Consider the following 12,665-nt stretch of genomic DNA (forward strand, 5'->3'; position numbering starts at 1 on the left):
TGAATTCCTTCTATGTGCGAAAAACACGTGAATATTGGGTTTCATGTCGCATTGTGGTGATATCGGACATGAACGTCGCGGCGTGCAAATCGTCTAACGTTGCGGTTTGTACGTCTTGGGCGACAGATAGGCAAAGCGGTTTCAGTTGTGTTTGCACACGTTGCCCGTCTGTCTGGCCTAAAGGAACAAGTCGCATTGCGGCAGCGGTCAAATTGCCCACAAATGCCTGCAGATACATCGCGGTCGTCAGTTGCGTGTCAAGCCCTAGCGCATGGGCTGTGCGCCCGACGGCAACCGGATATGTCAGCCCAGACAGCGGCACGTCAAACACGTCACGCACTGTGTCGCAAAACGCGGACCCTTGCAGGTCGGTTTCCATCAACCGTTCTTTTGATGCTGCAAAAGCGCGGGCGCTCGCGTCGACCGTACTCACGTGTGACGCGTCTGCGTGAAAAGCCGTGACAAGTAACACAGCATCGGCTCGCGCGCCGCCAAAGGTTAACAGTGCCGTCAGCCAATTATTCAAATCAGAAGTTGATGTAATCGTGCCTGTTTCAATGGCCGTTTCAAGCCCGTTTGAATAGGCAAACGCCCCAACTGGAAAGGATGGCGACAGCAGTTGCGACAACGTCAGGACGTCAGTGGTCATGCGCCGTATGCCCGTGTTCGTGGCTATGTGTGCGGCCATGTCCGTAGGCGCCGCCTTCGGGGGTGAAGGGTTCGACAACTTCAGTCACAACCGCCCCCAAATGTTCCAACATATGGCCAATGACTTTATCGCGCTGGATGAGCAGGCGGTCCGGTTCGATTTGGCAAGGGGTATGGCGATTGCCAACGTGCCACGCGAGCTGAACTAGATTATCGCCCGTGATCGCAAGCAGCGGTTCTGCGGCGGCCTTGATCGCGATGAATTTCCCGTCTTGAACACGCAAGCCATCGCCGTGGTTCAGCGATGTCGTTTGGGCCAAATCAATCAGGACAGATGCGCCAGTCTGTGTCTTGATGACTTTGCGCCGCAGAAAACGGTCGTCGTAGGTCAACACGCATTGATCAATGCTATCGGTCCAATCGCCAGCCGCGCTGACGTCGTTGCAGGTATAATCAGCCATCAGAACAAGAAATACCTTTGCGCCATTGGCAGTTCTGCCGCAGGTTCGCAGGTCAGCAATTCGCCGTCGGCGCGGACTTCGTAGGTTTCTGGGTTTACTTCGACCACGGGCAGGGCGTCGTTCAGGATCAGGTCCTTTTTTCCGATGCCGCGCGTGTTTTGCACCGCGACCGTCTGCTTAGAAAGGCCGAGCTTGTTGCCGATGTCGTTTGCTTGCGCCGCCTCGGACACGAAGACAACAGCCGAATTTTCGACCGACCGCCCATAAGCCCCGAACATGTGCCGTGAATAGACCGGTTGCGGCGTTGGGATCGACGCGTTTGGATCGCCCATCTGTGCAGACACGATGGAACCACCCATCAAAACCATCTCTGGTTTGACCCCAAAGAACGCCGGGTCCCACATCACCAGATCGGCGCGTTTGCCTTCGGCGATGCTGCCGATTTCGCGGGAAAGGCCGTGGGCAATGGCTGGGTTGATCGTGTATTTTGCGATGTAACGACGGACGCGATAATTGTCGTTGTCGCCCTCTTCTTCGGGCAGAGCGCCGCGTTGTTTCTTCATCTTATCAGCGGTTTGCCATGTGCGAATGATGACTTCTCCAACGCGGCCCATGGCTTGGGAATCCGATGCGATGATCGAAAACGCCCCCATATCGTGCAGGATGTCTTCTGCGGCAATGGTTTCTTTGCGGATGCGGCTTTCGGCGAAGGCTACGTCCTCGGGGATGGATTTGTCGAGGTGGTGGCAGACCATCAACATGTCGAGATGTTCTTCCAACGTGTTTACGGTGTAGGGCCGTGTCGGGTTAGTTGATGCTGGTAACACGTTGGCGTCGCCACAGATTTTGATGATGTCTGGGGCGTGACCGCCGCCTGCGCCTTCGGTGTGGAACGCGTGGATCGTCCGACCTTTCAAAGCTGCTACCGTGTCTTCCACAAAGCCGGATTCATTCAGCGTATCGGTGTGGATCATCACCTGTACGTCCATGTCATCCGCCACGGTCAGGCAACAGTCGATGGCGGCAGGGGTGGTGCCCCAATCTTCGTGCAGTTTCAGAGCACATGCGCCCGCGTTCACCATTTCTTCGAGGGCGGCAGGTTGGCTCGCGTTGCCTTTACCCGCAAAGGCGAGGTTCATCGGAAACGCATCCGCCGCCTGCATCATCCGTCCAATATGCCAAGGGCCGGGGGTGCATGTCGTGGCCAGCGTGCCATGCGCAGGGCCAGTGCCGCCGCCAAGCATTGTGGTCAGGCCCGAATGCAATGCGTCCTCGATCTGTTGCGGGCAGATGTAATGGATGTGGCTGTCGAAACCGCCAGCGGTCAGGATGCGGCCTTCGCCTGCAATTGCCTCTGTCCCAGGACCCACGATGATATCCACACCGGGTTGCGTGTCAGGGTTGCCTGCTTTGCCGATCTTGTAAATCCGACCATCACGCAGACCGACGTCCGCTTTGTAGATACCGGAATGGTCAACGATCAGCGCGTTGGTGATGACCGTATCAACGGCCCCATCGGCACGCGTGACTTGGGACTGGCCCATACCGTCGCGGATGACTTTACCGCCGCCGAATTTGACCTCTTCGCCGTAGAGGGCGGCATTGCCACCAGTTCCACCAGAGGTCGCGGCGCCTGCGCGTTCCGCAGTCAAATCGCGTTCGACTTCGATAATAAGATCCGTATCCGCTAGGCGTAGACGGTCGCCCGTTGTCGGGCCAAACATGGCGGCGTAATCGGCGCGTGAAATATGAGAAGGCATGGCTTACCCTTTCTTCAGGCCGCGTTTGCCAAGACGTTTGGCATTCGCGCGGGTTTTATTGCGGATTGGTTTGATCGCGGCTGCGGCGATTTCATCCAGCGTGCCGCCGTTCATTGCGACGCGTGTCGCATCGGTATTCGCCTTCGTCATTGCATAGACTTTTTCTGAAATCATCCTGCCGTCTTCTGCTGGAGTAACAGACCAGATGCCCCACATGCCCAGCATTCGCATCGCAATCACGGATTGGGCTTCGGCCATCATCATGCCAACTTCGATGGCGCTACCCATCAGTTTAGCAGGGTTTGGGGGGGATAGGTGATCGGCCATATTTACAAGTCCCCCATAACTTTTTGATTAAAACCAAAGATGCGGCGGGCACCCGATATCGCGACCAGATTGACTTCGCGGCGTTGGCCGGGTTCGAACCGCACGGCTGTGCCTGCGGCGATGTTCAGGCGCATGCCATGCGCTGCTTGGCGGTCGAAATCCAAAGCGCCGTTGGCCTCCGCAAAGTGGTAGTGGCTGCCCACCTGAATAGGCCGGTCGCCTGTGTTGGCGACCATCATCGTCGCTTCGTTCGCGCCTGCGTTCAGGGTCAGCGTGCCGTCTGCGGGAAACATTTCTCCGGGGATCATGGCTGTTCTCCTAGCGGATCGGGTTGTGGACGGTGACCAGTTTGGTCCCGTCGGGAAAGGTGGCTTCGACCTGCACGTCGTGGATCATTTCAGGGATGCCTTCCATGCATTGATCGCGGGTGATCACGTGCGCGCCGGCCTGCATCATATCGGCTACCGACCGACCATCACGCGCACCTTCAACTACCGCATCTGTGATCAGCGCAATCGCTTCGGGGTAGTTCAGTTTTACACCACGCGACAGGCGCTTACGGGCCACTTCCGCGGCCATCGCGATCAGCAGTTTGTCTTTTTCACGAGGGGTCAGTTTCATCGGCTAAAGCCTCCAGTTCTTGGGGACGGCGTCGTCGGTTAATCGGGTCATGATCGGTAAAAGCTGTTGGCGTAAGACAAAGCTGTCAGCGGCCAGCATGCGCACAACCAAGGTTGTTTCATTCAACATGCTGGCACCAGCCGTGTCGGATAACGCTGCGCGGATTGGATCGAGATGGTTTTCGGCAGCGGGGTGGCAAAACACGATGTTCGCCATTGCGCGGGCACCATTTGCCACGGCAGATTGCGCCAACGTCGCGGACATATCGCCAGACAGGGACACGCCATCCAAGTAGATCGGCACATCATCAAGGGTGATCCGTACGCGGTCGTTGAACAATCCACTTGTGACCGTTTCGCCAGAGGCTTCGCGGCCGAAGACCAGAGGTTCGACCATCAAGAATGTCGCGTCAGGCGCAAGCGTCACGTTAAGGCGGCGCTGTAATCGTGATCCGTCAAACAGGATCGTTTCTTGCGGCAACCAGTGCAGACGCGCGCCTTTTTCGACAGCGAGCGTTGTGTGCAATTGGCCAACGGTCTGGTCTGCGGCTTTGTAAATACGTTCAGCGGCTTGGGTCGTCAGCGCAAGGGTGGTGCCGTTCCCAGCGGTGGCATCAATGGTGTACTGATCGCCGCCCGCAATGCCGCCCGCTGTGTTCAGGATAACAGCCTCGACGCTATCATGCGGGGCGCGCGGGAAAATGACGCGAAAAGACCCTTGTTCGCGCAGATCAGCCAAACGTGTCGGGCTGTTTGCGTCCTTTGCCACGCGAATGGCAAGCGTGCCCCGCGCACGTTGTAGCGCAGGCGGCTTTGGCATCGGCACGCATTGGTTCATCGGGGCGGGTTCTCCTGTCGCTTGATGTTCATCGACCTGTTTTGGCAAAGGGGCAAGGTAAGGGTGGTCAAGTGCCTTCGTCTTGGGCGGCGCTGATCGGTGTGCATAAAAATTACGCGAGATTGTTCATAATGTGTGCGATATGAAAACTGTGAAATTGTGAACGATTAAGCGGCTTTTCTGGCTGCTTTGATGTGGCTGCCCCTTCAATTGCGCATCGACGTGATGGTATTGTGAAAGTCCAATTAGGAGAGGCAACATCAATGGGAAATCTGATTGCGCCCTTGCCTGATGGTCCTTTTCGGTTTGTTGCCCTCGATGTTGAAACCGCCTGTCGCGATAGCGCGAGCATTTGCCAAATCGGGATCGCCTGTGTGGACGGGCAGGGCAGTATTGCGACGTGGACAACTTACGTGAACCCAGAGCAGCGTTTCGAAAGCTTTAACATCGACTTACACGGGATTGGGCCTGATACGGTAAAAGACGCGCCGACTTTTCCTGAAGTCTGGGTGGATTTGCATCCATTTCTGTATCCCTATCATCTTGTTCAGCATAGCAATTTTGACAAATCCGCCATTGCAGCGGCTTGCCGTGTCTACCGGCTGCCGCCACCTGACTTAAGTTGGAGTGATAGCGTCAAAATCGCGCGCAGCGCATGGCCGGAATTTAAGGGGAATGGCGGGCATGGTTTGGGGCATTTGAAAACAGCCTTGGGTCTATCGTTTCAGCACCACGATGCAGGCGAAGATGCACGTGCAGCTGCCGAGGTTGTCCTGAAGGCAGAGGCGCAGCTAGGCCAAACCTTTGCCCAAATTGCGCAGACCAATCAAAAGGCGCAATTGTCGTGGCTGACGCAGCCGGAAAAATCACAAAATTGATCTGTCGCACTGGTGACTAGCGCCTGGGCTTGCTACATCTGGCATACTAGTAATTCATTTCGCCGTGCCTTCGCGGTTTCTTTCAATTCGAAAGCCAATGCGTTTGTCCGCCTCATCGTCTGCAGATCACATTCCGACTTACCGCGACGCGTTTGCAATGGCATGGCCGCTAGGGCTGAAGGCGTTGATGCTGCACGGGATTGTCGTGATCGACGCGTTTCTCGTGTCGCCGCTGGGGGAAGAAGCGCTGGCTGCGATGGGGCTTGCGAGCGCGATTGCAGGCCTTTTGATGGGTGTGATCTTTGCGTTTTCGAACGCGACGCAGATCAGGATTGCGCAAGCATTCGGGGCCGCTGGACCCGTTTCGCTGAAAACAAGTTTCTACTGCGGTTTGTTCATCAACATCGGGATGAGCTTGATTGGCCTGTCTTTGGTGATCTTGTTCGGGGATGACCTTATCGCCCGTTTCGCACACACGCCCGACATTGCCGTGGAGGCCGTGCGCTATTTGCACATCTTCCTGTTCGTCGTGCTTTTCGAAGCCGTGGGTCAATGCCTTGCTGGTCATTTCAACGGCTGCGGTAAAACCAAAGTCCCGTTTTATAGCTATCTGATCGCCGTTCCGATGAATATTGGACTGAGCTATGTTCTGATACATGGCCTTTACGGATTTCCCGAAATGGGCGTCGCAGGGGCGGCTGTCGGCAGTGCTGCATCCTCATTTGCACGCGTCGCTTACCTGGTTATCCGCGGGGTCACGGACGACTGGGATGTCTTTGCGGCAAAGGGCTGGTCGCGTGACAGTTTCTGGATCGCGTTGCGCAGGCACTGGGTCTTCGCGTTGCCTATCGCTGGAACGTTCGTCAGCATGTCTGTTGCGACGCAGGTTTGTGCGCTGATCTACGCGAAAATGACGGTCATCGAATTTGCGGCAATGACGCTGATTTTGCCGTGGGTGCACACCGCCGGGACTTTTGGCATGGCGTGGGCGCAGGCGACGGGCATCATCATGGCGCAACTTTTGGGGCGCAAACTGGCGCCCGAACGGCTTGATGTGTTTTTGCGCAGAGCATGGCGGGGCGCGTTTGTTTCGGCTGGCTTTGTATCGCTGTCGTATCTCATCGTGATCCTGAACGTAGACTGGATATACAGCGACCTTCAGGCGGAAACGACGCGTGCACTGATGATGTTTTTGCCAGTCTTGCTGATCCTGCCGTTCCCGAAAGGATCAAACGCAATCTGCGGCCAAACATTGCGTGCGGCAGGTGACACGGTGCGGGTGATGAACATCTTCAACATCGGTCAATGGTTGTTCAAAGTGCCATTAACGTTGTTGTTTGTGGTCTACCTTGACCTGTCGGTCGGGTGGGTATTTGCCTTGGTCCTGCTGGACGAAATCGTCAAATTCCCGATGTTTCACTTGCGGATATTCAGAGGCAACTGGAAAACTGCACAAGTTTTGGATGCTTAATCAATTGTCGAAATAGTCGGCGTTCGCTTCGGAAATTGCTTCGATTGTTGCATCTAGACGGGACAGATGCAGCATGCCTGCGGCGACCGCGCCTTCAGCGTCGTGGGTACTGATGCAATCTCTGATCGTTTGGTGATCTTCCAACAGCAGGGCCATACGATCTTCCTTTGACAGGCTCAGCATACACAGCCGGTCAACACTGGCCTTTTCCTGTTTGATGATCTCAAACGCGAAGTCGACTTTGGCGATCTCACACAGTGTTTGGTGGAATTCGTAGTCCAATTTGCCGAATTGTTCATAGTCGCGCGCATCGGTTGCTACCTTCTGCATCAGCAGATTTGCGTCCAGACGCGCGGCCCCCATCGCATCGCATTCAGCGGCTGCACGGCGCAGGACTTCGGATTCAATCGCCGCACGGACAAATCTGGATTTTGTGATTTCGCGGGATGAAAAGCGTTTCACCTCTGTCGCGCGCTGCGGGCGGATCAGAAGCAGGTCAAGATTCTCGAGCCGACTAAAGGCGTCGCGTACAGGCTGTCGCGAAACACCGAACCGTGCGGCAATCTCTGCTTCCGATATTTTGTCGCCAGGCAAAAGGTTTAGCGACGAAATTTCATCGTACAAATGATCGAAAACGACGTCGACGCTTGTACGGCGGTCCCTGTTGGGGGCTATGTTTGTCATGTGCAAGGTCTCCGAAGTTGCGGGTACATAATCTGCCGTGACGGAAATGACCAGTTCGACAGAATTGTTATCAGCGTGGCGCGGTCTTTATCGGTCGCCTGTGTGTCGGGGCACCTTACCTATGTCAGACGGTGGACCCTTTTGAACGCCTGCACCGTAAGGCTGGCAGGGGTCAGTTTCTAATGGCGTCGTCATCGTCCGATCAATCATGGTTATCCTCCCAGATACTTTTATCTAGACGCATTCTCGTCCATAAATCAATACTAGTATTCTAGTTTTGGAACTAGTATACCAGATACACCGAGGGCGAATCTATATCGCTCCGGGAGGAATTTTATAGGATCGCGCTGCGGCGCTAGGGGGGGTCCATGTCTGGCGTAAAGTTAGAGAGCATTGTCAAAGCCTATGGGGCCTTACAGGTCGTACACGGCATTGATCTTGAGGTTCAGGAAAAAGAATTCGTCGTTTTGGTGGGGCCATCGGGCTGCGGCAAATCAACGACGTTGCGCATGATCGCAGGTCTCGAGGAAATTTCCGGTGGTGAGTTGACGATTGACGGCAAGCTCGTGAACCGGATCGCCCCAAAGGACCGCGATGTGGCGATGGTTTTCCAGAACTATGCTTTGTATCCACATCTGAATGTCGCTGAGAATATCGCGTTTGGCCTGCGTATCCGTAAGGAAAGCAAGGAATCCATTGCGTCTTCGATTGATGAAGTCGCGGGTATTTTGGGGTTGAAAGACTATCTCGAACGGCGTCCGGCTGACTTGTCAGGTGGTCAACGTCAGCGGGTTGCAATGGGTCGTGCCATTGTACGGAACCCGAAGGTCTTTTTGTTCGATGAACCGTTGTCCAACCTCGACGCCAAGTTGCGTACGCAAATGCGCGCTGAAATTAAGCGCCTTCACAAGCGTTTGGGTGTCACCAGCATCTACGTGACCCACGACCAGGTCGAGGCGATGACCTTGGCTGACCGTATTGTGGTTATGAATGACGGCCGGATTGAACAAGTCGGGACACCGATGGAGCTGTTCCTGAACCCTGCGAACGCCTTTGTGGCCGGTTTCCTTGGCGCACCGCCAATGAACCAGTTGAAAGCAACAATTTCTGGCGGTGATACGGCACCGATCGCGGAATTTGGCGGCCAACAGTTTACGTTGCCACCTTTGCCGGGGCTGCAGAATGCGGTGGGTCGTAAGGTCATCGTGGGTATTCGTCCTGAATATGCGACGCCACAGGCCGGTCCGTCTGAAGGCAGCATTTCCTGTGATCTGGAACTGGTTGAAACGCTTGGCTCGGAAGCGTTGCTGCACACGACTGTCGGCGGCGAGCCGTTCGTGATCCGCACCGAAACCTTAGGGAAGATGGCGGAGCTGGAATCCGTGAACGCGTTCACGGCGGATCCAGAGTTGATCAAAGTATTCGACGCTGAAACAGGGGTGGCCTTGTCCGGTCAGTTGCGTGTCGCATGAGTGACGCCGACACACATACCCCCGTCCAACCTGCGGTCCTGACCCGCCGACCGCTCAGCGAGCGTGTGATTGATCACCTCAAGCGTGAATGGCAGATTTATCTGATGCTTGCGCCGACCGTGATCTGGCTTTTGCTGTTCCTGTACAAGCCGATGTATGGCCTTCAGATCGCGTTTAAAGACTATTCGATTTTCCGTGGTGTTGCGGCGAGCCCTTGGATCGGTTTCGAACATTTCGAGACGTTGTTCAGTAGTGAGCAGTTCTTGCGCGCTTTGAAGAACACCATCTACATTTCGATGATGAGCCTACTGATTGGCTTTCCTGTGCCGATCTTCTTGGCGTTGATGTTTAACGAAGTTCTTAATCAGACCTTCAAAAAGACATCACAAACAATCGTTTACCTGCCGCACTTCATCTCTTCTGTGATTATCGCAGGTATTGTGATTACGGCCTTTTCGCCATCGGCAGGTATCGTGAATACGATCCTTAGTTGGTTCGATATTGATCCGATTTACTTCCTGACCAAACCTGAATGGTTCCGACCGATCTTTATCGGGACGACGATCTGGCAAGAGGCTGGTTTCCAATCGATCGTCTTTATCGCTGCGATCTCTGGCGTGTCGCCCACGCTGTACGAAAGTGCTGTGGTGGATGGTGCGAGCCGCTGGCAGATGATGTGGAAGATCACCATTCCGTCCATCATGCCGACGATCATCATCATGTTGATCATCCGGATCGGGAACATGCTCGAGGTTAGCTTCGAGATGATTATCCTGCTCTATCAGCCTGCGACCTACGAGACTGCGGATGTTGTGAACACATACATCTACCGTCAGGGCCTACAGGGCGGTCAGTATGACTTTGCCGCCGCTGCGGGTCTGTTCAACGCCGTGATCGCCTTCGCATTGGTGATGACTGCCAACACCATCTCTAAGCGCTATTCGCGCACATCACTTTGGTAGGGGGCCGGGCACATGGCTAATATGAACCTATATTCCCGCAATGACCGGATCTTTGTGATCGTGAACATGGTGTTGCTGGCGATTTTCACCATCTCGACGCTGTATCCGTTTATCTACATCGCTTCGTTGTCGTTCAGTTCCGGTTTCGAGGCACGAGCAGGCAACGTTGTCCTGACACCCGTTGAGGCGACGATTGAGGCATACAAGTACATCCTCGCAGAGCCGATGTTTTGGATCAGCTACAAGAACACGTTCATCTACACCATCGGTGGGACGATCATGTCGCTGATGTTCTTGATCCCGGGCGCCTACGCCCTGTCACGGCCCCAGCTTTATGGTCGGCGGTTCTGGAACCTGCTCGTCGCATTTACGATGTGGTTTAACGCTGGTCTGATCCCGTTCTTCTTGAACATGCGTGATTTGGGGCTGCTGGACAGCTATTTCGGGATCATCATCGGTTTTGCTGTGAACGGCTTTAATCTGATCTTGCTACGGAACTTCTTTGAAGGCGTGCCGAGTTCGTTTGAAGAAGCTGCAAGGATGGACGGGGCGAATGACTTTCAGGTGCTGCGTAAGGTCTACATGCCCCTGGCAAAACCTGCGATTGCGACTGTGGCCTTGTTCTGCATCGTATCCCGCTGGAACGGCTTTTTCTGGGCCATGGTTCTTTTGCAGGACGATCAGAAAATCCCGCTACAGGTATTCCTGCGCCACACCATCGTGACGCTATCCGACGATCAGGAATTCACCGCCACTTTGGTTGACGCCAGCTATTCGGTCGAAACGGTATCAGCAGCGATCATCGTCTGCTCCATCATACCGGTCCTGATTATCTATCCATTCATCCAGAAGTACTTTGAAAAAGGTATCCTGCTGGGTGGTGTCAAAGAATAAGACGAAGAACGCATAAGGGAGGAAACTATGCAAAGACTGACACTTACGGCGGCATTGCTTGCCGGCACAACACTGAGCGGGGCGGCATTTGCTGACGGTCACTTGCGGATTGTGGAGGAACCGCTTGAACTGACCATCCAGATGAACCACGCACGTTACCCACGTTACGACAGCGACTGGCCTGTCGAAAAAGTAGCAAGCGAACTGACAGGGATTAGCCTTGTTGACGACACTGTGGGTGCGAACACACGGACGTCTGAAAACAACGGTAAAACCGAGGCGCTGAACCTGATGCTCGCATCCGGTGCGATCCCTGACATTGTAGGATCCAGCCGTCTGAAAGACTTCGTCAACCAGTACGGTCCAGAAGGCGCATTCCTGCCGCTGAACGATTTGATCGACGAACATGCGCCAAACCTGAAGGCGTTCTTCGCAGAGCGTCCTGAAATCGCATCCGCGATCTCTGCCGCTGATGGCAACATGTACTACATTCCATATCTGCCGGACGGCAAATACGGTCGTGCATATTTTATGCGGACAGATTGGTTGGACGCACTTGGCCTAGAAGCACCGGAAACGGTTGAAGAAGTCGAAGCTGTCCTGCGCGCCTTCAAGAACGACGATCCAAACGGCAACGGTCTGGCTGACGAAGTGCCTTACTTCGCGCGTCAGTGGCCAGAGCTGATCCGCCTCGTGACGCTGTGGGATGGACGGTCATCCGGTTCTGACACATACCACGATTTCTACGTCAACGACGGCATGATCGAGCACCCATATGCTGGTGAAGGCTACCGTGATGGTATTGCTGGTCTGGCCGGCTGGTACGCTGACGGACTGATCGACGCTGAAATCTTCACACGTGGGTCTTCTTCGCGTGAGTATCTGTTGTCTGAAAACCTTGGTGGCATGACGCACGATTGGTTCGCATCTACATCCGGCTACAACACATCGTTGCAGGAAAAAGTGCCCGGCTTTGAATTCAAGGCAATTGCACCACCTGCGTCCGTGTCTGGCGTGCGTATGGAAGAGCACCGTCGTATCCCGATCAAGCCAGATGGCTGGGCAATCGGTGGCACGAACGATCATCCTGTTGAAACCATCAAGTACTTTGATTTCTGGTTCACCGAAGAAGGCCGTCGTTTGGCTAACTTCGGGGTCGAAGGCGAACAGTACACCATGGTTGACGGTGAACCGACCTTCACTGAAGAATTCCTGACAAACGGCGAGCCGGTGAACAACCAGCTTTACCAAGTCGGGTCCCAGCTTCAGGCGCGTGGTTACTTCCAAGACTACAACTACGAAAAGCAGTGGTCGAACGAGTTCGCGCTCGAAGGTATCGCGCTGTACGACGAAGGTGACTACCTCGTAGACCAGTTCCTTGGTGTTGCATTCAACGCTGAAGAGCAGCGCGTCTATGACCGTCGTTGGCCGTCCATCCGTGACTACATGCTCGAGCGTCAGCAAGGTTGGATCCTTGGCAACGGCGACGTCATGGAAGACTGGGATGCTTACCAGCAGACACTGGAGGACATGGGTCTTCAGGAAGTTCTGGACGTCATGAACTCTGCTTACGCCCGCCAGTACGGCTAAGCCTTTTCAAAGCTAATCGGTGCGGCCCCGCGATGGCCGCACCATCTTATTCGCCTCTGA

At 54.8% G+C, this 12,665-nt stretch carries 14 protein-coding genes; 6 read left to right on the forward strand and 8 right to left on the reverse strand.

Annotation, left to right across the window (positions count from 1 at the left end; genetic code table 11):
- Positions 1–10: 10 nt before the first annotated feature.
- Genes K3729_08950 through K3729_08980 form a run of 7 tightly spaced genes read right to left on the reverse strand, consistent with a single transcriptional unit; the run spans position 11 to position 4,636 of the window.
- Positions 11–649 carry an urease accessory protein UreF gene (locus K3729_08950; protein UWR00872.1) on the reverse strand — a complete coding sequence of 213 codons (639 nt, stop codon included), beginning with the start codon at positions 647–649 and terminating at the stop codon, positions 11–13.
- Positions 639–1,109 carry an urease accessory protein UreE gene (locus K3729_08955; GenBank protein ID UWR00873.1) on the reverse strand — a complete coding sequence of 157 codons (471 nt, stop codon included), beginning with the start codon at positions 1,107–1,109 and terminating at the stop codon, positions 639–641. Before K3729_08955 ends, K3729_08950 begins: the two co-directional genes overlap by 11 nt.
- Positions 1,109–2,869, reverse strand: a complete 1,761-nt coding sequence (gene ureC / locus K3729_08960; GenBank protein UWR00874.1) for an urease subunit alpha — start codon at positions 2,867–2,869, stop codon at positions 1,109–1,111. The genes K3729_08955 and ureC overlap by 1 nt, the downstream gene beginning before the upstream one ends.
- Before the next feature lie 3 nt (positions 2,870–2,872).
- Entirely contained in the window at positions 2,873–3,157 is a 285-nt protein-coding gene (locus K3729_08965) for an antifreeze protein (GenBank protein ID UWR00998.1), read from the reverse strand.
- A gap of 41 nt (positions 3,158–3,198) precedes the next feature.
- A complete protein-coding gene (locus tag K3729_08970; GenBank protein UWR00875.1) occupies positions 3,199–3,504 on the reverse strand; it encodes an urease subunit beta in 306 nt (101 codons plus the stop codon).
- 10 nt (positions 3,505–3,514) lie between these two features.
- Positions 3,515–3,817 carry an urease subunit gamma gene (locus K3729_08975; GenBank protein UWR00876.1) on the reverse strand — a complete coding sequence of 101 codons (303 nt, stop codon included), beginning with the start codon at positions 3,815–3,817 and terminating at the stop codon, positions 3,515–3,517.
- Positions 3,818–3,820: 3 nt separating this feature from the next.
- Positions 3,821–4,636 carry an urease accessory protein UreD gene (locus K3729_08980; GenBank protein UWR00999.1) on the reverse strand — a complete coding sequence of 272 codons (816 nt, stop codon included), beginning with the start codon at positions 4,634–4,636 and terminating at the stop codon, positions 3,821–3,823.
- 281 nt (positions 4,637–4,917) lie between these two features.
- On the opposite strand from K3729_08980, the gene K3729_08985 reads away from it, so the two are divergent.
- On the forward strand, positions 4,918–5,532 hold the full coding sequence (locus K3729_08985) for a 3'-5' exonuclease (GenBank protein ID UWR00877.1): 615 nt from the start codon (positions 4,918–4,920) through the stop codon (positions 5,530–5,532).
- A gap of 97 nt (positions 5,533–5,629) precedes the next feature.
- The gene (locus K3729_08990; protein UWR00878.1) at positions 5,630–7,003 is read left to right on the forward strand and encodes a polysaccharide biosynthesis C-terminal domain-containing protein; all 1,374 of its coding nucleotides are present in this window, start codon (positions 5,630–5,632) and stop codon (positions 7,001–7,003) included.
- On the opposite strand, the gene K3729_08995 is transcribed toward K3729_08990, so the two are convergent.
- Complete coding sequence (locus tag K3729_08995; GenBank protein ID UWR00879.1) at positions 7,004–7,687, reverse strand: GntR family transcriptional regulator; 684 nt, start codon at positions 7,685–7,687, stop codon at positions 7,004–7,006.
- 368 nt (positions 7,688–8,055) lie between these two features.
- On the opposite strand from K3729_08995, the gene ugpC reads away from it, so the two are divergent.
- From ugpC to K3729_09015, 4 genes are read left to right on the forward strand one after another with little or no spacing between them, the layout of a single operon-like run.
- Positions 8,056–9,159: a sn-glycerol-3-phosphate ABC transporter ATP-binding protein UgpC gene (gene ugpC / locus K3729_09000; protein ID UWQ97634.1), complete on the forward strand. Its 1,104-nt coding sequence runs from the start codon at positions 8,056–8,058 to the stop codon at positions 9,157–9,159.
- Positions 9,156–10,121 carry an ABC transporter permease subunit gene (locus K3729_09005; GenBank protein ID UWQ97635.1) on the forward strand — a complete coding sequence of 322 codons (966 nt, stop codon included), beginning with the start codon at positions 9,156–9,158 and terminating at the stop codon, positions 10,119–10,121. Before ugpC ends, K3729_09005 begins: the two co-directional genes overlap by 4 nt.
- A gap of 12 nt (positions 10,122–10,133) precedes the next feature.
- On the forward strand, positions 10,134–11,015 hold the full coding sequence (locus K3729_09010; protein ID UWQ97636.1) for a carbohydrate ABC transporter permease: 882 nt from the start codon (positions 10,134–10,136) through the stop codon (positions 11,013–11,015).
- 27 nt (positions 11,016–11,042) lie between these two features.
- Entirely contained in the window at positions 11,043–12,605 is a 1,563-nt protein-coding gene (locus K3729_09015; GenBank protein ID UWQ97637.1) for an extracellular solute-binding protein, read from the forward strand.
- Positions 12,606–12,665 lie beyond the last annotated feature (60 nt).

The sequence above is a fragment of the Rhodobacteraceae bacterium S2214 genome (assembly GCA_025141675.1).
Lineage (GTDB): Bacteria > Pseudomonadota > Alphaproteobacteria > Rhodobacterales > Rhodobacteraceae > Yoonia.